At 37.4% G+C, this 20,308-nt stretch carries 17 protein-coding genes; 7 read left to right on the forward strand and 10 right to left on the reverse strand.

What is annotated here, in order from left to right; all coding sequences use genetic code 11:
• Positions 1 to 10: 10 nt before the first annotated feature.
• The 7 genes from serC to HDC90_RS16360 form a co-directional block, all read right to left on the reverse strand.
• Positions 11 to 1,084 (reverse strand): 3-phosphoserine/phosphohydroxythreonine transaminase, encoded by a 1,074-nt coding sequence (serC, locus tag HDC90_RS16330; protein WP_184468224.1) that lies wholly within the window; start codon positions 1,082 to 1,084, stop codon positions 11 to 13.
• A 217-nt stretch (positions 1,085 to 1,301) separates the two neighbouring features.
• Positions 1,302 to 3,728 carry a TonB-dependent receptor gene (locus tag HDC90_RS16335; RefSeq protein ID WP_184468226.1) on the reverse strand — a complete coding sequence of 809 codons (2,427 nt, stop codon included), beginning with the start codon at positions 3,726 to 3,728 and terminating at the stop codon, positions 1,302 to 1,304.
• 84 nt (positions 3,729 to 3,812) lie between these two features.
• On the reverse strand, positions 3,813 to 4,484 hold the full coding sequence (gene rpe, locus HDC90_RS16340) for a ribulose-phosphate 3-epimerase (RefSeq protein ID WP_184468228.1): 672 nt from the start codon (positions 4,482 to 4,484) through the stop codon (positions 3,813 to 3,815).
• A 339-nt stretch (positions 4,485 to 4,823) separates the two neighbouring features.
• A complete protein-coding gene (gene pnp, locus HDC90_RS16345) occupies positions 4,824 to 6,959 on the reverse strand; it encodes a polyribonucleotide nucleotidyltransferase (protein WP_184468230.1) in 2,136 nt (711 codons plus the stop codon).
• A 175-nt stretch (positions 6,960 to 7,134) separates the two neighbouring features.
• Positions 7,135 to 7,419 (reverse strand): 30S ribosomal protein S15, encoded by a 285-nt coding sequence (gene rpsO / locus HDC90_RS16350; protein ID WP_025146265.1) that lies wholly within the window; start codon positions 7,417 to 7,419, stop codon positions 7,135 to 7,137.
• 116 nt (positions 7,420 to 7,535) lie between these two features.
• Positions 7,536 to 8,012 carry a hypothetical protein gene (locus HDC90_RS16355; protein ID WP_184468232.1) on the reverse strand — a complete coding sequence of 159 codons (477 nt, stop codon included), beginning with the start codon at positions 8,010 to 8,012 and terminating at the stop codon, positions 7,536 to 7,538.
• Between the two features lie 9 nt (positions 8,013 to 8,021).
• Complete coding sequence (locus HDC90_RS16360) at positions 8,022 to 8,225, reverse strand: hypothetical protein (protein ID WP_184468234.1); 204 nt, start codon at positions 8,223 to 8,225, stop codon at positions 8,022 to 8,024.
• A 98-nt stretch (positions 8,226 to 8,323) separates the two neighbouring features.
• Here HDC90_RS16360 and HDC90_RS16365 point away from each other — a divergent pair, with 98 nt between their 5' ends.
• The 4 genes from HDC90_RS16365 (at position 8,324) to HDC90_RS16380 (ending at position 13,511) form a co-directional block, all read left to right on the forward strand.
• Positions 8,324 to 8,743: a thioesterase family protein gene (locus tag HDC90_RS16365; RefSeq protein ID WP_184468236.1), complete on the forward strand. Its 420-nt coding sequence runs from the start codon at positions 8,324 to 8,326 to the stop codon at positions 8,741 to 8,743.
• 277 nt (positions 8,744 to 9,020) lie between these two features.
• Positions 9,021 to 10,445: an MATE family efflux transporter gene (locus tag HDC90_RS16370; RefSeq protein WP_184468237.1), complete on the forward strand. Its 1,425-nt coding sequence runs from the start codon at positions 9,021 to 9,023 to the stop codon at positions 10,443 to 10,445.
• Positions 10,446 to 10,758: 313 nt separating this feature from the next.
• Entirely contained in the window at positions 10,759 to 12,546 is a 1,788-nt protein-coding gene (gene lepA, locus HDC90_RS16375; RefSeq protein ID WP_167294524.1) for a translation elongation factor 4, read from the forward strand.
• Between the two features lie 83 nt (positions 12,547 to 12,629).
• On the forward strand, positions 12,630 to 13,511 hold the full coding sequence (locus HDC90_RS16380) for a bifunctional 5,10-methylenetetrahydrofolate dehydrogenase/5,10-methenyltetrahydrofolate cyclohydrolase (protein ID WP_184468239.1): 882 nt from the start codon (positions 12,630 to 12,632) through the stop codon (positions 13,509 to 13,511).
• 345 nt (positions 13,512 to 13,856) lie between these two features.
• On the opposite strand, the gene HDC90_RS16385 is transcribed toward HDC90_RS16380, so the two are convergent.
• Entirely contained in the window at positions 13,857 to 14,192 is a 336-nt protein-coding gene (locus tag HDC90_RS16385) for a Rieske 2Fe-2S domain-containing protein (protein ID WP_184468241.1), read from the reverse strand.
• 107 nt (positions 14,193 to 14,299) lie between these two features.
• Here HDC90_RS16385 and HDC90_RS16390 point away from each other — a divergent pair, with 107 nt between their 5' ends.
• The 3 genes from HDC90_RS16390 (at position 14,300) to HDC90_RS16400 (ending at position 17,797) form a co-directional block, all read left to right on the forward strand.
• Positions 14,300 to 14,923, forward strand: coding sequence for a 7-carboxy-7-deazaguanine synthase QueE (locus HDC90_RS16390; RefSeq protein WP_184468243.1), 624 nt, complete (start codon positions 14,300 to 14,302; stop codon positions 14,921 to 14,923).
• 38 nt (positions 14,924 to 14,961) lie between these two features.
• Complete coding sequence (locus HDC90_RS16395; protein WP_184468246.1) at positions 14,962 to 16,848, forward strand: OmpA family protein; 1,887 nt, start codon at positions 14,962 to 14,964, stop codon at positions 16,846 to 16,848.
• A gap of 298 nt (positions 16,849 to 17,146) precedes the next feature.
• A complete protein-coding gene (locus HDC90_RS16400; RefSeq protein ID WP_184468248.1) occupies positions 17,147 to 17,797 on the forward strand; it encodes a YceH family protein in 651 nt (216 codons plus the stop codon).
• Positions 17,798 to 18,066: 269 nt separating this feature from the next.
• Here HDC90_RS16400 and fabF read toward each other — a convergent pair whose 3' ends face one another.
• The gene (fabF, locus tag HDC90_RS16405) at positions 18,067 to 19,317 is read right to left on the reverse strand and encodes a beta-ketoacyl-ACP synthase II (protein WP_184468250.1); all 1,251 of its coding nucleotides are present in this window, start codon (positions 19,315 to 19,317) and stop codon (positions 18,067 to 18,069) included.
• Between the two features lie 218 nt (positions 19,318 to 19,535).
• Positions 19,536 to 20,306: an SDR family oxidoreductase gene (locus tag HDC90_RS16410; RefSeq protein WP_184468252.1), complete on the reverse strand. Its 771-nt coding sequence runs from the start codon at positions 20,304 to 20,306 to the stop codon at positions 19,536 to 19,538.
• Positions 20,307 to 20,308: the final 2 nt, after the last annotated feature.

The raw sequence follows: 20,308 nt of genomic DNA on the forward strand, positions 1-20,308 counted from the left end.
AAAATTTAAATTAATTTACTTTTGCTTGTTGTTCTTCGAATGATTGCATTGCGTCTATTAACGCATGAACACTTGTAATTGGCAGCGCATTATACATTGAAGCACGGAAACCACCAACACTTCTGTGACCTTTAATACCCACAATACCTTGTTCTTCTGCATATTTTAGGAATGGTTTTTCCAATTCTGCATTTTCCATTACGAAACAAACGTTCATTCTAGAGCGGTCTTCAACTGCACAGGTTCCTTTAAACAAAGGATTACGGTCTATTTCTCTGTAAAGTGCTTCGGCTTTTTGTTTATTTTCTTTTTCAATTTCAGCAACTCCGCCTTTCGATTTTAACCAGCGAAGATTTAGCAAAGCAACGTATATAGAGAAAACCGGAGGAGTATTGTACATCGAATCATTATCAATATGCGATTGATAGTTCAACATTGATGGAATTTTACGGTCAATTTTACCTAAAACTTCATTCTTAACAATAGCGATGGTTAAACCAGCAGGACCAACATTTTTTTGAGCTCCAGCATAAATTAAATCAAATTTTGAAACATCGATTACACGGCTCATAATATCAGAAGACATATCACAAACAACTGGTACGTTTGTTTTAGGTACTTCGAAAAGCTCCGTTCCATAAATAGTATTGTTTGAAGTATAATGAAAATAAGCACTATCGGCTGGGATTTCAAAATCCTTCGGAATAAAAGTATAGTTTGCATCTTTTGAAGAAGCAACCACATTTACATTACCGATAAATTTAGCTTCTTTTAAAGCTTTGGTTGCCCAAACGCCAGAATCTAAATAACTCGCCGTTTGTCCATCGCCCAATAAGTTCATCGGAACCATTGCAAACTGTAAACTTGCACCACCTTGTAAAAATAAAACGGAATAACCGGACGGCACATTTAATAATTCTTTTACCAATTTATCAGCTTCAGCAACAACTGCCTCAAATTCGGTTGTTCTGTGCGAAATTTCTAAAATTGATAATCCATCGTTAAAATCTAAAACAGCCTGAGCTGCTTGTTTAAACACTTCTTGAGGTAAAATACAAGGGCCTGCGCCAAAATTATGCTTCATCTTATTATATAATGTTTTATGGGCGTAAATGTAAAATTTTTAAAGCAGTTATGCCCATAAAATCGTTACTTAAAAAATTAAATTTTGTTAAAAATCTTGACAAAATTGAGCGTTTTGTTGCAGTTTTTGCAAAAGAATTCATTAATCAGAAAGACCAAAAGATAAAGATTGTTTTGTCAAACCTATCAGGTTTTTAAAACCTGATAGGTTTAGTAGTTTAAGGCTTATTTTTCAACTTCACAATTAACTTCAGATTAAACTGCCTGCCTGTTAAATAATTTGGAATAGCATATTGAACATTATCTACATCTTTTAGCCATAAATAAGAAACCGTGTTGTCGATATTCAGCATATTAAAAACCTCAAAAAATAAAATAACCGAACTGAAATTTCTGTCCAGGAACTTAGGTTTATGTAGTGCGGCGTCATCAAGAAAATCTTTGGAGAAACCAATATCTACACGTTTGTACGATGGAATAAAAAATTTATCCAAATACCTTGGTGTTTGCGATGGACCAATTGGCAAACGCGAACCATAAAGCGCATTAAGATGTACTTTATATGTAGGACTGTTCAGCAGCCTATCCTGAAAAAATATGGAAAAATTTAAGCGTTGATCTGTTGGCCGTTTTAAATAACCAGGATAAATTGTGGTTCCATTTTGAACATAACTATCATCAATAATATCTTCATTTGCATGCATTACCGACACTCTGAAATAAGAAACCAGATCTTTAACAAACTCACCACCAATACTAAAATCAGCACCGTAAGCGTAGCCTCGCGACACTTCGTTCGCCAGGTATTTAATCCTCAGGTTATCAATCTTATAAGGAATTAACCGATCTGAATATTTAAAGTATGCTTCCGAAGTAAATTTCAATCTTGTTCCGAAGGCATCAAACGCATATTCATAGCCTAAGGAAGTATTGTAAGAACTCTGTGCTTTCTGATTGATATTTAACACACCCGAAAAATCGCGAATGGTTCTGTAGGAAGGTGGTTGTTTATAAACACCCGCAGAAAACCTTAAAATTTTATTGTTCGAATTGGGCCGGTAAGCAATTAAAATCCTTGGACTGATTAACAATTGCCTACTTAGCGAACTGTAAGTAGCACGCGCTCCCAGCTGCAACTCAGCTGAACTGGAAAGCGAATAACTATCCTGAATGTAAGCACTATAATTTTTAATATCGAGGTTATTCTTAACATTAATCACATTCTGTAAAATGATATTTTTCGAATTGTTTGGCAAAATATATCCTGCCGAATCGGTATAGTTGTATTCATTCAACTGATCATTGTACTTAGACTGGTCGAATTTCAGTCCCCATGAAAAAACATGACTGTTAAAATTCTGATCGACCTTTATTTCTGAAGCAAAAACCTGGGTATTTAAACTATTCCGCCCATAATTATAATAACTGCCTATGCCTCTATTTTTATTGATCACACCAAAATTTTCACCTGAAAAAGTATTATCCACTTCAGCGAAAATATAACTACCATTGATATCGAACCGTTCTCTTTCAATGGTATTGAAGTAACTGTTGATAAACTTGATAACCAGATTAGGTTTAGGAGAATAAGTAGCTGTAACGGCGCTTCCTAAGGTTCGGTAATCATCTATTTCCCGACCGGTATAATCAACGTTAAGTCTTAAGGTGGTACTTAAAGTTCCAAATTGGGTTTCTCTATTGGTGGGTACCAATTTGAACTGGCCAAGATTAAAACTGCCGAGGAAACTTACATTGAATTTAGGTGAAAAATCATATTGATAGAGCAATTGTGCATCAGCAAAATTTGGGCTATAACTTCCTTTTTCATCCTGTTTAATTAATACGTTTGAATTATTTTTATACCGTAACCCGGTTAACAGAAAACTGTTTTTGAATATCTTTTTTGTACTTAATGACGTGTTTAAAAGACTGGTACTAAAAATAGTTTGATTACTATCCGGCTTATCATACCTGACATCTAAAACCGAAGAAAGTTTGTCACCATATTTTGCTTCAAAGCCACCTGCAGAGAATTTTGCTTTACTCACTAGATCTGAATTGATAAAGCTTAGCCCCTCCTGCTGTCCGTTGCGGATTAATACTGGCCTGTTAATTTCAACCTCGTTGATGTAAATCAGATTCTCATCAAAGTTCCCTCCCCGAACGCTGTATTGGGCACTTAATTCATTATTTGTAGACACACCAGGAAGGGTTTTAAGCATGCTTTCAAAATTGCCAGAAACCAATGGCATTGATGAAACATCGCCAATATTAATAGTTGTGGTGTTACTTAGCTGATTCTGTTTATTGGTAATGTTAACCTGCTCTAATTCATTGATATTGGCTACTAAGTTTACCTGTTTAATAATTCGAGCTCCCGAGCGCTCACTAAACTTTATAATTTGAGGTTGATAGCCCAAAAGCGAATATTTAATACTAAATGTTTTCGATTTTGAATAAATGGTATATACACCAAATTCGTCAGTAACTGTTGATTGCGCTTGCCCGAGAACGGTAACGGTAACCTGAGATAATGGCAACTTTTCATCGCTATAAACTATTCCCGAAACCCTAACTAAAGGCTGAGCGATAGCAAAGCTGCAGCCAACAATTAAAAGGAAAAGGATCAACCGAAATTTGAGCATTTTTAATATCAAGACAAACGTATCAGGCATTAAGACTGTATCCGCCTCATCCTAAAAACAATTTAGCAATAAAACATTTAACAATTAAATATTTATAGTGCTAGCTGTCAGACTTTTCATTTTGGAAATAGTTTCTGTCGGATTATCTGTTGCAAAAATAGCATTTCCGGCCACAAAAGCATTGGCACCTGCTGATACTAATGCAGTGATATTTTGCAAACCGACACCACCATCAACCTCAACAATTAAGTTTTCGTTTACCCCTTGAATTAAGGCCTTTAGATCCTTTATTTTCTTATAGGTATTGTGAATAAAAGCCTGCCCGCCGAAACCCGGATTAACAGACATAATGAGTACCAGATCAAGATCTTCTATTACATCCTGCAACAAGGTTACTGGCGTATGTGGATTTAAGGCTACACCCGCTTTACAACCAGATGCTTTAATTAACTGGATTGTTCTATGCAGATGTGTGCAGGCTTCGTAGTGTACGGTAATCCTATTCGCACCTGCCTTGGCAAAATCCTCGATGTATTTATCCGGATCAACAATCATTAAATGAACATCTAAAGGTTTGGTTGCATGTTTTTTAACCGCTGCCATAACCGGGAAGCCAAAAGAAATATTGGGCACAAAAACACCATCCATCACATCAACATGGAACCAGTCGGCATCACTGTGATTGATCATTTCAATATCGCGCTGTAAATTGCCAAAATCGGCCGAAAGTATAGATGGAGCTATGATGTATTTCATTTAATTATTTTTTAATCTTTTAATTTCAAATTCCGCTATTAGTTCTTAAAACAACACTGATCAACCCTTATCACCCTGACCTGTAGCGAAGCGGAAAGCTACGATTAAACCGAACCCTAAGCGAGCTCACCGAAGGTAATTCATTTCAGGGCCTTAATAGTAGAACAGATGCTGAAATAAATTCAGCATGACGCTACGATGCAAGTTACAAAAGAACTGAGAAAGTTTTTAGTTGAAAACGCCGATGTTAATTTTTATATCACAAAAAACCCTTCCAGTAAACTGGAAGGGTTTTTATTATTGAGATGCTGAAACAAGTTCAGCACGACGTATCGATTATTACGCTTGCGGCGCAGCTGGTTTTTCTGGTCTTGGTAATAAAACCTTACGAGAAAGTTTCATTTTACCTTGTTTATCGATGTCTAACAATTTAACTTCGATTTTATCTCCTTCTTTCAATACCCCATCCATGGTTTCTAAACGCTCCCATGAAATTTCAGAGATGTGTAATAAACCATCTTTGCCTGGCATTACCTCAACAAATGCACCAAACGGCATAATTGATTTTACTTTACCTTGGTAAATTTCACCAATTTCTGGTTTAGCAACAATATTGCGGATACGGGTAACCGCTGCATCAATTGCCGCTTTGTTATCAGCAAATACTTCTACAATACCTTTACCATCAACTTCTTCTATAGAGATTGAAGCACCGGTTTCGCGTTGCATTTCTTGAATAATTTTACCTCCAGGGCCAATAATTGCACCGATAAATTCTTTATCAATAGTTAAAGAAACAATACGAGGAGCATGTGGTTTGTAATCTTCGTTAGGTGCTCCGATGGTTTTCTTCATCTCGTTTAAGATATGTAAACGACCATCTTTAGCCTGTAATAAGGCTTTGGTTAACACTTCGTAAGATAAACCATTGATTTTTAAATCCATCTGACAAGCAACAATACCATTTTCTGTACCGGTTACTTTAAAGTCCATATCACCTAAATGATCTTCATCACCTAAAATATCAGAAAGAATAGCATATTTACCAGTTTTCTCATCGGTAATTAAACCCATTGCAATACCCGAAACTGGAGCTTTGATTTTAATACCCGCATCCATAAGTGCCAATGTACCCGCACAAACAGTTGCCATTGATGATGAACCGTTAGATTCTAAAATATCAGAAACCACGCGGATAGTGTAAGGATTTGCTTCGCCCTGTGGCAATACTTTTTTCAACGAACGCTGAGCTAAGTTACCATGGCCAATTTCGCGACGGCCAGCGCCTCTGTTTGGTCTCACCTCGCCAGTTGAGAAACCTGGGAAATTATAGTGCAATAAGAATTTCTGGTAACCATTAAAGAAAGCACCATCAATCATCTGCTCATCATCTTTGCTACCTAAAGTAACTGAAGTTAATGATTGAGTTTCGCCACGTGTAAATACAGCCGAACCGTGAGCAGCAGGCAAATAGCCAACTTCACTCCAGATAGGACGGATTTCTGTAGTTTGACGACCATCTAAACGGATACCTTCGTCTAATAATAAATTTCTGATCGCGTCGTACTGAACATCATGATAATAATGTTTAGCCATTGCCTTGGTTAAATCAGCAGTATCTTCTGGCATTGCTTCGAAGAATTCGTTAATGATTGCTGTAAAACCTTCTTTACGAACATCTTTATTACCACCAGCTTTAGCCACGGCATAAACTTTATCGTAAGTATCAGCATAAACCTTCGCTTTTAAATCGGCATCGTGATCTTCGTGGCTGTATTCGCGTTTTACAGTTTTACCTGTTGCTTCGGTTAATTCAACCTGAACAGCACATTGAACTTTAATTGCATCATGTGCAAATTTTAAAGCCTCAACCATTTCATCTTCCTGAATTTCATCACACTCGCCTTCTACCATACAGATATCGTTAGCAGAACCTGCAACCATAAACTCAAGTGTAGCACGTTCTAAATCGCTGGCAAATGGGTTGATTACCAATTTACCGTCAATTTTAGCCACACGTACTTCAGAAATTGGACCGTTGAAAGGAATATCAGAAACTGATAATGCAGCCGATGCTGCTAAACCTGCCAAACAATCTGGCATGATATTTTTATCAGCAGAGATTAAAGAAATCATCACCTGTGTATCAGAGTGATAATCGGAAGGGAATTGTGGGCGTAAAGCTCTATCTACCAAACGCGAAATTAATACCTCGTAATCAGACAATCTTGCTTCACGACGTAAAAAACCTCCTGGGATACGACCTGTAGCTGCATATTTTTCCTGATAATCAACCGATAAAGGCAAAAAATCTGTACCTGGTTTAGCACCAACAGTAGATACAACTGTTGCTAACAACATAGTATCGCCCATTTTAACTACAACCGAACCATCAGCTTGTTTAGCCAGTTTCCCTGTTTCAATTTCTACAATTCTGCCATCGCCCAAATCGAACGATTTTTTTATTACATTCATTTAATTAGAATTATGATGTGTTTTCCTCTTTCTACACACCGTTGTTTATATATGTTTTTGTTTTTGCAAACGAAGATAGGATTAAAAAAGCCTATCATAACAAATCCCGTTAAAAAAATTAACAGGAAAGTAAAAAGCCACTCCCGTAAGAATGGCTTTCGCTGATAAAATTCGCTTATTTTTGTTTAATGATATCACGAAGCGATAAAGCTTTGATGATAGCACGGTAGCGCTCAATATCTTTTTTGTATAGGTAAGCCAAAATACCGCGACGTTTACCTACCAATTTTTGAAGTGACAACTGAGTAGAAAAATCTTTACGGTTTTTCTTTAAGTGTTCTGTTAAGTGCGCAATACGGTATGTAAATAACGCTACTTGACCTTCTGCAGAACCAGTGTTGGTTTCTACTTCGCCGTGTTGTTTAAAGATTTCGGCTTTCTTTTCTGGACTTAAATACATTTCTTGAATAATATTAAAGCAATAAAAATTAATTAATTGTGGCGCAAATATAAGGTTATTTTTAATTAGAAGCAAGTATTGTTAAACGATAAACAAAAGTCCATTTTAGGGCATACTTAGTTTCTCTTATTAATGCGCTCCAATTCTAAAACATCTAATAGATCTTTCGGCCTATTTGTTGCCCGTTTATTATCTAATAGATGGTTATAATGCAAAAACCTTGCTTTAATTCCATTAATTTCATCTACAGTAGCCATTTGAAAATACTCATCGAATTTTTGTTTATCCAGCCCAGGAATATCCGTCATCAGATCTGCATACATGCCATCATCCATTAAAACTTCGCAATAGCCTGCAATAATGGGCACATCCAACAACATGTCATATCTGCCATATCCCATTTTATCAAGGGCGTAAATTAGATTTTGTCTATTATCTTTAGTATCCTTAAGGTAAATATCCAAATCTCCTGTAGTACGGTTATAACCATACCGGTTAACGGCGAAACCACCTACAATCAGATAATTAACATTAAACTGCTCAAATGTTTCCAACAACAAAAGCATTTCAGGATTTTCTTTATCAAAAGACATAAAGCAAAATTATATGGCAGGCTTACAGATTACAAGCCCTTTGCCTTGAGGAGATTTTAATGGCTTACCTCCGTTCATGGTAACTGAAATATGATTAAGTTCCAAAACGCCAAAGAAACGCTGCTCAGGGCTACGGCTTAAATAAACACCATCACGCTCTTCAACAATTGTTTCGCGCGGAGTATTAATATCATATAATTTAAGTTTTCCCATTTCATATCAAAAATACGAAAAATAGACGATATATCTTTACGTCAATACATCTTTATATAAAGATATCAAAAGCTTACTTTTGCACAAAACATTTACCTTTGGAAAAGAATCAATACAGCATATTTGAAAGCGAATTACGCGTCCGTCCGGATGATATCGATATGTTTAACCATGTACATAATAGCAAATATTTAGACTATGTACTAGCGGCACGTTATGAGCAGATGGAAAAATTTTACGGCATGCCCTGGGAGCACTTTACCCAACAAGGGCTAGGCTGGGTGGTAAGCCGCGTTGATATTAATTTTAAACGCCCGTTATTAATGAATGATTTAATGCTGATCCGCACAGGAATCTTAACCATGCACGAAAAAGGCTGCTCGGTACAGTTCGAAATTATCAACCAAAAAACAGGAAAAGTAGCTTCAGATGGTATTTTTGATTACGTGCTAATAGATTTAAACACAAACAGGGGCACGAAAGTTACTGAAGAAATGATTAAAGCCTATAGTATCTAATTTGATTACACGGATTAAATTAAAGAGATTAGAAAGATTATAATTCTGTACGTTCCATACTTCTGTTACAAAATTCAATCAATTTTAAAAAATCAGTCATCAAAATTTGACATTTAGGATTTTTCCTTATCTTTGGTTTATCAAAAGACCAGAGCCATGATAGTATCTGCAATCCGTTTGAGGTTTTAAGTAACTGAGGATTCCCTCCATTTCAATTTTAGGTATATACGCTTAACCGCGTATCATTGGTTTATACATCACAATTTATTTATATTATATGTCACAGTCTACAAAGGCACAGGGCAAACTATCTTCATTTTTCGATATTCTGATCCAGTCTTTAAAAGGTCATGAAGTTGACCTTACCTCCATCAGTATTAAACGCGCAATTATTTTATTGGCCATTCCGATGATGTTGGAAATGGCTATGGAATCGGTTTTTGCTTTAGTCGATTTATATTTTGTTGGCCACTTGAAAAATAGTAGCCATGCGATACAAACCGTTGGTTTAACAGAATCTGTACTAACTATTATTTACTCATTGGCCATTGGCTTGAGTATGGCCGCAACTGCGGTAGTTGCACGGAGAATTGGCGAGAAAAATCCTGAAGCGGCATCAAAAGCTGGGATGCAAACCATTGTGATAGCTGTTTTCGTAAACATTATCATCAGCATACTGGGCTTGATCTACGCCAGAGATATCCTATTGCTAATGGGCGCTTCAACTGAAACTGCTGATCAAGGTGTGGCATTCGTCCGTATTATGATGGGTGGAAGTATTATTATTGTATTGTTATTCTTAATTAATGGAATTTTTCGAGGCGCAGGTAACGCAGCAATCGCAATGCGGAGTTTATGGATCGCAAATATTGCTAATATCATCCTCTGCCCTATTTTTATCAATGGTTTAGGTCCAATACCAGCTTTTGGTTTAATGGGTGCTGCAATTGCAACCACAATTGGTCGTGGTTTGGGTGTTACCTATCAGGTTTACAATTTGTTCAGTGGTAAAAACATATTAAAAATACGCATTAGCCACTTTTTGCCTGATTTCGCACAAATTAAGGCTATCGTTAAGATTGCTGCTCCAGCTATCTTTCAGTTTGTAATTGCGAGTTGTAGCTGGGTATTTTTAGCAGAGCTAGTGGCCACTACTGGTGGTGATACGGGATCGGCTGGTTACCAAACTGCACTACGACTTATGATGTTTTTTATGTTACCCGCCTGGGGCTTAAGTAATGCGGCAGCTACGCTGGTTGGTCAGAATTTAGGTGCAGGGCATATAGATCGGGCCGAAAAATCGGTTTTCCAGACCCTGAAGTATATCATTATTTTCATGGCAGTAGTAAGTGTGCTGTTCTTAACCTGCGGACATTTGTTTGCTGCTTTCTTTACTGCAGATGAAAAAGTAATTGCCATTGCTAGCCAAGCTTTGAAAATTTTAAGCATTGGTTTTGTTATTTATGGTGCTGCGATGGTTTTTAGCAGTGCTTTTAATGGTGCTGGCGATACCTGGACGCCAACCAAAATTAATGTTTTTGCCTTTTGGCTATTTCAGATTCCATTGGCTTACTTTTTAGCGAAATATTTAGAAATGGGCCCTACAGGTGTTTTTATTGCCATCCCTACGGCTGAAGCTGGTATTGCAATAGCTGCCTTTATCTTGTTTAAAAAAGGCAAGTGGAAGAAAATAAAGGTTTAGTCTTTAACCACAGATAGGCACAGATGTTACTAAACTGAACATTATTATCTGCCTATTTGTGATTAATTTTAGGCATCAGGTATAAAACCCTCAAAAGAATTACTACTATTGGTTAAATAAACTGATTGGAACGGACATCCCGGTTTTCTACCACTCGAACCAGCATTGAACCAACACCGGTATAAAGTGGAAAGCAGTTCTGCGGTAACCGAAAAATCGCTGATTTTGCTTTCCAAAACAATAAAAAAATGGCAAATATGCATTCCATTTTCCCTCTTACATTTTCCATTAAAAACCATATCTTTGCGCAAAGATGAAGCATATACGTAATTTTTGCATTATTGCACATATCGACCATGGCAAGAGCACCCTGGCTGATAGGTTATTAGAATATACAGCGACGATTTCGCAGCGTGAAGCACAGGCGCAATTGCTCGATAACATGGATTTAGAGCGTGAGAGAGGCATAACAATTAAAAGTCATGCCATACAAATGAACTATAAAGTTGGTGATATTGAATACAATTTTAACCTGATTGATACACCAGGCCACGTCGATTTCTCGTACGAGGTTTCGCGTTCCATTGCAGCCTGCGAGGGCGCTTTGCTTATTGTAGATGCTTCGCAAGGGATTCAGGCGCAGACTATTTCCAATTTATATCTGGCTTTAGAGCACGATCTTGAAATTATTCCGATTTTAAATAAAATGGACTTACCTGGGGCTATGCCTGAGGAAGTTAAAGACCAGATTATTGATTTAATTGGCTGTAAACGCGAAGATATTATTCCTGCATCGGGTAAAACCGGTATGGGTATCCCTGATATTATCCAGGCTATTGTAGATCGTGTTCCAGCCCCGGTTGGCGATCCGGAAGCACCGTTACAGGCATTGATTTTCGATTCTGTTTTTAACTCATTCAGAGGGATTATCGCTTATTACAAAGTGGTAAACGGCGAAATTAAAAAGGGCGATAAAGTAAAGTTTATTAATACCGGCAAAGAATACCTTGCTGATGAAGTTGGCATTTTGAAGCTAGATATGTCGCCGCGTAATGTGGTTAAAACTGGCGATGTGGGTTATATTATTTCTGGCATTAAAGAGGCCAGAGAAGTAAAAGTTGGGGATACGATTACAACTGTGGCCAGGCCATCATTAGATGCCATTCAAGGTTTTGAAGAAGTTAAGCCAATGGTTTTTGCAGGTATTTACCCTGTAGATACTGATGAGTTTGAAGAATTACGTGAGGCAATGCACAAATTGCAACTAAATGATGCTTCTATCGTTTTCGAGCCAGAAAGTTCTGCAGCACTTGGCTTTGGTTTCCGTTGCGGTTTCTTAGGGATGTTGCATATGGAGATTATTCAGGAGCGTTTAGAGCGTGAATTCGATATGACCGTAATTACAACGGTTCCCAACGTATCATATATTGCATACACCACCAAAGGTGACGAGATTACCGTAAACAATCCTTCAGATTTACCGGATCCTAGTAAATTGGATTCGGTTGAAGAACCATATATTAAAGCGAATATTATTACCAAAGCTGAATTTGTTGGCCCGGTAATGTCGCTCTGTATCCAAAAGCGTGGTATTATTGTAAACCAATCCTATCTAACTTCAGACCGTGTTGAACTGGTTTTCGAAATGCCAATGGGCGAAATTGTATTCGATTTTTACGATAAACTGAAAACAATTTCTAAAGGCTATGCCTCTTTCGATTATCATCAAACAGGTTACCGCAAATCGGATTTAGTGCGTTTAGATATGTTACTGAACGATGAGCCTGTAGATGCTTTATCTTCACTGATCCATAGAAGCAATGCTTACGATTTCGGAAAGAAAATCTGTGAGAAATTAAGAGAGCTGATCCCTCGTCAACAATTCGAAATTAAAATACAAGCCTCAATAGGTGCTAAAGTTATTGCCCGCGAAACACTTAGTGCCTTACGTAAAGATGTAACAGCAAAATGTTACGGTGGTGATATTTCCCGTAAACGTAAGTTATTGGAAAAACAGAAAAAAGGTAAAAAACGTATGCGTCAGGTGGGTAATGTAGAAATCCCGCAGACAGCCTTTATGGCGGTTTTGAAATTAGATTAAATTAGAATCGAGATTTAAGTATCAAGTAGCAAGATAATTTGCAAATCTTGACACTAAATACTTGCTACTTGATATTTTGAAAAATGAAATTATTAGACGGTAAATACGTATCAGAAAAGGTTAAAATTCAGATTGCAGAAGAAGCTGCTGAATTTTTGAATAAAACAGGTCGCAAGCCACACCTAGTAGCCATTTTAGTTGGTAACGATGGCGGAAGCGAAACCTATGTGGCCAGTAAGATGAAAAACTGCGAAAAAGTTGGCTTTAAATCATCGCTACATAGATATGATAACTCTGTAACTGAAGCTGAGCTATTGGCAAAAATTGAAGAAATTAATCAGGATGATGATGTGGATGGATTAATTGTTCAGTTGCCTTTGCCTAAACATATTGATCCAGAGAAAGTAACTGAAAAAATCGATTATCGTAAAGATGTAGATGGTTTCCACCCTGTAAATTTAGGCAGGATGATGCGTAACCTACCTTGCTTTATTCCGGCAACACCTTATGGTATTTTATTAATGTTACAGGAGTACGGTATAGATACTACAGGAATGCACTGTGTTGTTGTTGGTCGCAGTAACATTGTGGGTAGTCCAATGAGTATTTTAATGGCCCGCAATGCAAACCCAGGTAACTGTACCGTTACGCTTACCCATTCGCGTACCAAAGATTTAAAAGAACAGGTTCTCCAAGCCGATATTGTGATTGCAGCCATCGGTAAAAAGAATTTTGTTACTGCCGATATGGTTAAGCCAGGTGCAATTATTATTGACGTGGGTATTAACAGGGAAAATTCTACTGAAACCAAATCGGGCTTTAAGTTATATGGTGATGTAGACTTCGAAAACGTAGCACCTAAGGCCTCTTACATTACGCCTGTTCCTGGTGGTGTAGGTTTAATGACTATTGTAGGTTTATTGAAGAATACACTGGCATCGGCTAGGAAAGAAATATACGCTTAAGGTGCTAAGTGTAAAGGTGGAGGGTTAAAATAATCCAAAGCTAAAAATATCTAAAAGCGGTTCATTAAGTTGAATCGCTTTTTTAGTTAAGTGATTGAGAGCTACTCCTCCTAAGTTTTATACCGCGAAGACACGATTATAAATTGGAAGTAATTCAATCGCTATAACAGTGATCATATTAGCTGATCATTAAGAAGTTAAGAAAATTAAGACTTAGCAATTGTAGTAAACAATGCATTATTAATCTATTGGTATGGTGTTTGACGTCGATAACCGATTAACGGTCGGCCAATAACTACAAGCTATTGACCAACGAACTAATGACCACTGAACGAATGAACTAATTTACCCCCAAAGTTTACTCCACCAACTCTCTTCAAAACCAATGTACAGGCCATCTTCACGTAATTCAGTTGGGTAAATGTTGATGTAATCGCCCTGTCCTTCTGCTCCCCTTCCGGTGGTTAAACTGTACTCATATCGATGGATTGGGCAAACCAGGTTTCCATTTTTACACCAGCCACCACTAAAATGGCCACCAGCATGCGGACAATGAGATTGGGTTGCAATAATTTTATTATCATTATTGATCAGACAGAGCTGTTTTCCTGCCACTTCAATCGTTTTAATCGTATCCGAACGAGGAATTTGATTATTATTTAGTGCCTTAAACCACTTCATTCTGCTAAAATACAGCAAATAAATATCACTCTTATTTCATCTTTCTATTAAATTTCAAAAGAGGAACAGCATCACCATATTTTTTTAGGATATTTGCATCCTCAAAAATGAAACAAGAAATACCAGAAGACGGCACACTACTTCCTTTAATGGAAGAATTTTACACTATACAGGGCGAAGGATTTAATACTGGTAAAGCAGCTTATTTCATCCGTTTAGGGGGCTGCGATGTAGGCTGCCATTGGTGCGATGTTAAAGAAAGCTGGGATGCCGAAATGCATCCACTTACCCTTTCTGACGTTATTGTAGAAAATGCCGATAAATTTCCAGGTAAGGCTGTTGTAATCACTGGTGGTGAGCCCTTGATTTATAATCTGGATTATTTAACCAATAAGTTAAAAGAAAGAGGTATCCTTACCTTTATCGAAACCTCTGGTGCCTATCCACTTTCTGGAAATTGGGACTGGATCTGCCTGTCGCCAAAGAAGTTTAAAGCACCCAGGCCAGATATTACGCCATTTGCAAACGAATTAAAGGTTATAGTTTTTAACAAAAGTGATTTTAAATGGGCTGAAGAATATGCTGCAATGGTATCTCCTACATGTAAATTATATCTTCAACCAGAATGGTCTAAGTCAAAAGAAATTACACCATTAATTATTGAGTATGTAATGGCCAACCCTAAATGGGAGATTTCTTTGCAAACACACAAATTTTTAAATATTCCTTAAATTAGTTTACATTAGCTTTGATAACCAAATGTTAATGTATGAGGTTTTTCCTATTCTTATTTTTTAGTTTATTCAGTTTTTATGTGTTTGCTCAGGGTTCGAACAATAAAAAAGCACAAAACTTTTTCGAAAAAGCAAATCCATTCATTCAAAAGCAAGACTATGCTTCAGCAGAACAGGCTTTAAAAAGTGCTGTTGAAGCCGATCCATTATTTCAAAATGCTTATGTATTGCTTGCTGGGGTCTACAAAGCGCAAAAAAAATATCAGGATGCCAGAACAGCTTACGAGAAAGCAATATTAATTAATAAAGCGCTAGCGCCTGAAGTAATTTATAGTCTCGCAGAAACAGAATTTGCTACGCAGGACTATCTAAAGGCGAAACAGCACTTCAGTGATTTTTTGATACAAGATTCTTCATCTGATCAAGCAAGAAGAGCTAAAAAATACCTTTTAGATTGCGATTTTGCTACCATTGCGATAAGGAAACCTGTAAAATATAGTCCAACAAATTTAGGCCAAGGTGTAAATACAACTGATGCTGAGTACTTTCCTGCAATAACTGCTGATGGAGAAACTTTGGTTTTTACCCGTCAGGTAAATGGCAATGAAGACTTTTGGTCTTCTCAGTTAAAAAACAATGTGTGGAGTCTAGCCACCCCGTTATCAAGCAAGATAAATACCACTAGATATAATGAGGGTGCGCAAACCATTTCTCCTGATGGTAAGTATCTATTTTTTACGGGATGCAACCGCCCTGATGGTCTAGGTAGATGTGATATTTATGTTTCTCACCGGGAAGGAAAAGATTGGGGTGAGCCCTATAATATTGGAGAACCAGTTAATTCTGAATTCTGGGAATCGCAACCCGCTATAAGCCCCGACGGGCGAACATTATATTTTATCAGTAACAGACCTGGTGGATCAGGCGGTTATGACATATGGAAAAGCACCATTACCGATGATGCGAAATGGGGACCCGCCATTAATCTTGGACCGGATATCAATACAGCTTTTGACGAGAATACGCCTTTTTTGCATGCAGATGGCAAAACGCTGTATTTTTCTTCTAATGGTTGGCCAGGTTTTGGAAATAAAGACATTTATTATAGCAAACAGGGAAGCGATGGCAAATGGCAAAAACCTGTCAATATTGGCTATCCGATCAACTCTTTTGAAGACGAAAGCGGTTTGGTGGTAAGTGCTGATGGTAATTCAGGATTATTTTCATCAAATTTAAAAGGTGGTTATGGCTTGCAGGATATTTACAGTTTTGGCTTACCTGAATCAGCAAAACCTTCAAAAGTTTCTTACATAAAGGGCATTGTAAAGGATAAAGACACCAAAAAGACAATCGAAAGCAACGTACAGGTAATAGATTTGAAAACCAATAAAACTGTTTTTGATGATTATACCGATCCAGAAACTGGCCAGTTTTTAGCGGTAATGCCCATTGGAAGTAATTATTTATTTAATGTAAATGCCGAGGGTTACCTGTTTTACTCAGAAAACTTCGAGCTTAAAGCGGGTGATATTAATAAACCTTACCAGATTGAAGTTTACATCGAAAAAATAAAACAAGGTGGCAATGTAACCTTGAGAAATATTTTCTTCGATACCAATAAGTTTAATCTTTTACCTGCTTCTATTCGTGAACTGGATCTGTTAATCGATTTTTTGCATCAAAATGAAAATATACAGATTGAGATTCAGGGGCATACCGATAATGTTGGCGATGACAAATTGAATAAAAAGTTATCTTTAAATCGGGCCAATGCTGTTTACGAATACCTGGTTAAAAACAGTATTGATGCAAAAAGACTTACTTTTAAAGGCTTCGGAGCCAGTAAACCTATCGCGGATAATAAAACTGAAATAGGGAGAAAAAATAACCGCAGAACGTCGTTTGTGATTACAAAGGTTTAATTTTTCTCGAGGCCTTCTCTATTCAGAATTTGTTTCAGAATCCCCACTAAGTTATAAAACAGATTGTACCATATGTTGTAATTCATATCGATTTTGACGCATTGAGCCTTTCGAGACTATTTAAATAGGCCCTTTCGACAAGCGCTCTGCAGAAGTCCTCTGGACAGGATGACAATTTTATTATAGCAATCCGGAAATCAGATCTTTTCTATCGGGCAATATTTTCATGTAACTCCTTAGAAACAAACCATTAACAAAATAATTTTCAAAATGCTCAACCAATTTATACTTTTATAACATGGACAACGTAAAACCACTACCCGATCTATCAGCAGAAGAACAACGTGTTTTAGGCTCATTAATAGAAAAAAGCCGCACTACGCCCGATTATTACCCAATGACTTTAAATAGTTTAACGGCTGCATGTAACCAAAAAAGTTCGAGAAATCCTGTAGTAAATTACGACGAGGAAACCATAACTTTAACGCTAAACCAACTTAAAATAAAAGGTTTAATTTCAACTGCCACAGGTGGATCAAGCCGCGCAACCAAATACAAACATAATCTGGCCATTGTTTATCCTTTATTGCCTTCAGAGTTAGCTATAATCTGTCTTTTGCTTTTACGCGGACCGTTAACGCCCGGCGAAATTAATAGCAATTCGGGAAGATTATATGAATTTGAAAGTATTGAAGAGGTCTTGGAGCAGCTTCAAAAATTATCAGATGAAGCGCCTGCATTTGTAAAGCAGCAGGCAAAGAAAGCTGGTCAGAAAGAAGCACGTTTTGTTCATCTTTTAGGCGAGCAGGCTGAAACCACCACAACGCCTGAAACGGAAACAATAGCCGTTTCACCGTTTGATTCTACTGAACTTGAAAACAGAATAGAAAAACTAGAACTCGAAGTAGAAGAACTAAAAGAACTGGTTAATTTGTTGATGGATAAGTAGGTTCACTGGTTCATTTGCCATTTTTTGTTGGTTTTCCACCCGCAGTTATAACTAAAGCGGGTTAGTCTGAGCGTAATCGAAGAATTTCTGTGTTAATTGAAGTAACTACGAAGAAGTATGCAAGTAAAAGCTTCTCGCTGCTAAAAGATTCTTTCATTGCGTTCAGAATGACAGAAAGTAATTTTAGAGACAGCACAATTAAAACTACAATCATAGAAAAAGTGCCTGGCGATTAGCCAAGCACTATCCAATATGGCCGATAAAACTAATTAAGCCTCATACTTTTTAAAAATAGTACTCGCGGTATGCCCGCCAAAACCAAATGTGTTATTTAAAACATAATTGATCTCCTTTTTAATACTTTCTCCTAACACAAAATTTAATCCTTTTGGAATATTTTCATCCAGATTTTTAGTGTTAATGGTAGGCGGAATTATATTATCTCTGATTGATAAAATACTGATTAAACTCTCAACAGCACCGGCAGCACCTAATAAATGTCCTGTCATAGATTTTGTTGCACCAATGATCACAGGTAAGCCTTTAAAAACAGTATTAATTGCCTGTAGCTCACTTAAATCACCCAATCCAGTCGAAGTGGCGTGTGCATTAATATAGTCGATTTTATCTGCAGTAATCCCTGCATCTTTTAATGCTTTTGACATCCCTAAAGCTGCACCAACCCCATCAGGTGGTGTTCCGGTTAAGTGATATGCATCAGCTGCCATTCCACCACCAATAATCTCGGCATAAATATGTGCACCACGAGCTAAAGCATGATCCAGATCTTCTAAAACCAATGCACCTGCCCCCTCGCTCATCACAAAACCATCTCTGTCGGCATCAAATGGTTTTGAAGCACCTTGAGGATCATCATTGTTTTTTGATAAAGCCTGAGCGGCATTAAAGCCACCTACGGATGATTTGGTGAGCGCGGCTTCAGAACCACCGGCAATCATTACACTTGCTTTGCCTAAACGAATGGTATCGAAAGCATTAATAATAGCAGTATTAGACGATGCACAAGCAGATACCGTACAATAATTCGGCCCACGTAATTTATGGCGGATCGAAATGGCTCCTGCGGCAATATCAACAATCATTTTCGGGATAAAAAATGGGCTGAACCTAGGCGTACCATCACCTGCATGAAATTCTTCCAGCTGTGCTTCGAAAGTACCGATACCACCGTTCCCTGTTGCCCAGATTACACCAACTTCAGCCAATTCATTATCGCTCATAGCGCTAAAATCCAAGCCCGAGTCTTTTATCGCCTGATCGCTTGAACCAATGGCGTATTGGGTAAACAGATCAAACTTTTTAATTTCCTTTTTATCAAGGTATGTTTCAGGATTAAAATCCTTTACTTCGCCTGCAAAATGAGTTTTAAATTTACCCGAATCAAATTTTGTAATGAGACCAATACCACTTTTCCCAGCTAATATCTGTTGCCAAAAATGCTCAACGGTATTACCTAACGGTGTTATTGCACCTAAACCTGTTACTACTACTCTTTTCATTTTATTGTTTTTTAGTCAATCCCCCTGGATAAAAATCAACTTTAATTATCCAAAAGGCATTTTAATATAGCAGGAATAGCTGCAAAGCCCCTATCGTTTCATTAAAGTTGATGTAAACCCAGGATTTACACTTAACGCCGCGAAAGTAACAATTCCTGTATTTAAAACCGTCATCTAAATGGAAACAACAATTTCTTTAGCTTTCCTGCTATATCATTTTAATGCTCAACAGAATCGATCCAGGCTTTTCTATTTGCATTCATTACATTTAAAGCATCAACCGGCGACTGTCTGAACAATTCGTAAATCTTTGCGGTATCGCCCACCCTGATTTCAAATTCATCATTAGCTAGCGCAGCTAAGAGCTCGTCGGCCACAACCGAAGGTTTAATCCCGTTATGTCCGCCAATTTCTTTCGAAAACTCAGTATCAACTAATGGTGGCATCAATTCAAAAACTTTAACAGTTGTTTCTTCTAAACTTAACCTTAATGAAGTGCTGTAAGAATGTAATGCTGCTTTACTGGCCGCATAAGTTGGCAAAGTAATCCCCGGCACATAAGCAACTATAGATGATACGTTTACGATAGCTGAAGCTTCCTGCTGTTTTAGCACAGGCAATAACTTTTGGTTAATTCTGATGATAGACAGGTAGTTGGTTAACATTTCATCTTCTGCGTTAGCAAAGGCATCCTGGTTTGGATCGGCCAAACTGTAGAGCAACGCTCTTCCTGCGTTATTGATCACGATATTCAATTTAGGAAATTCGGCTTTGATGCGACTTACCAGTTGATCTACATCTTCAGCTTTGCTCACATCAGAAAGAATAGTGGTTACATTTTGTAATGATACAGCAGCTGCATCAAGCCTTTCCTGGTTTCTGCCAGTAATAATAACATGGTTATCCAAAGCAGTTAACTGTTTTGCAATTTCTAAACCGATACCAGCTGTTCCGCCGATCAATAAAACGGTATTTTGTGAAGTTTTCATTT

The sequence above is a fragment of the Pedobacter sp. AK013 genome (assembly GCF_014205835.1).
In the GTDB taxonomy this organism is placed as follows: domain Bacteria; phylum Bacteroidota; class Bacteroidia; order Sphingobacteriales; family Sphingobacteriaceae; genus Pedobacter.

Excerpts from the sequence above, each read along its gene's own strand:
- serC (WP_184468224.1), bottom strand. The coding sequence starts at position 1,084 with ATGAAGCATAATTTTGGCGCAGGCCCTTGTATTTTACCTCAAGAAGTG.
- HDC90_RS16370 (WP_184468237.1), top strand. The coding sequence starts at position 9,021 with ATGTCACAGTCTACAAAGGCACAGGGCAAACTATCTTCATTTTTCGAT.
- fabF (WP_184468250.1), bottom strand. The coding sequence starts at position 19,317 with ATGAAAAGAGTAGTAGTAACAGGTTTAGGTGCAATAACACCGTTAGGT.
- HDC90_RS16395 (WP_184468246.1), top strand. The coding sequence starts at position 14,962 with ATGAGGTTTTTCCTATTCTTATTTTTTAGTTTATTCAGTTTTTATGTG.
- HDC90_RS16355 (WP_184468232.1), bottom strand. The coding sequence starts at position 8,012 with ATGTCTTTTGATAAAGAAAATCCTGAAATGCTTTTGTTGTTGGAAACA.
- rpsO (WP_025146265.1), bottom strand. The coding sequence starts at position 7,419 with ATGTATTTAAGTCCAGAAAAGAAAGCCGAAATCTTTAAACAACACGGC.
- HDC90_RS16380 (WP_184468239.1), top strand. The coding sequence starts at position 12,630 with ATGAAATTATTAGACGGTAAATACGTATCAGAAAAGGTTAAAATTCAG.
- HDC90_RS16360 (WP_184468234.1), bottom strand. The coding sequence starts at position 8,225 with ATGGGAAAACTTAAATTATATGATATTAATACTCCGCGCGAAACAATT.
- HDC90_RS16390 (WP_184468243.1), top strand. The coding sequence starts at position 14,300 with ATGAAACAAGAAATACCAGAAGACGGCACACTACTTCCTTTAATGGAA.
- HDC90_RS16400 (WP_184468248.1), top strand. The coding sequence starts at position 17,147 with ATGGACAACGTAAAACCACTACCCGATCTATCAGCAGAAGAACAACGT.
- rpe (WP_184468228.1), bottom strand. The coding sequence starts at position 4,484 with ATGAAATACATCATAGCTCCATCTATACTTTCGGCCGATTTTGGCAAT.
- lepA (WP_167294524.1), top strand. The coding sequence starts at position 10,759 with ATGAAGCATATACGTAATTTTTGCATTATTGCACATATCGACCATGGC.
- HDC90_RS16410 (WP_184468252.1), bottom strand. The coding sequence starts at position 20,306 with ATGAAAACTTCACAAAATACCGTTTTATTGATCGGCGGAACAGCTGGT.
- pnp (WP_184468230.1), bottom strand. The coding sequence starts at position 6,959 with ATGAATGTAATAAAAAAATCGTTCGATTTGGGCGATGGCAGAATTGTA.
- HDC90_RS16385 (WP_184468241.1), bottom strand. The coding sequence starts at position 14,192 with ATGAAGTGGTTTAAGGCACTAAATAATAATCAAATTCCTCGTTCGGAT.
- HDC90_RS16335 (WP_184468226.1), bottom strand. The coding sequence starts at position 3,728 with ATGCTCAAATTTCGGTTGATCCTTTTCCTTTTAATTGTTGGCTGCAGC.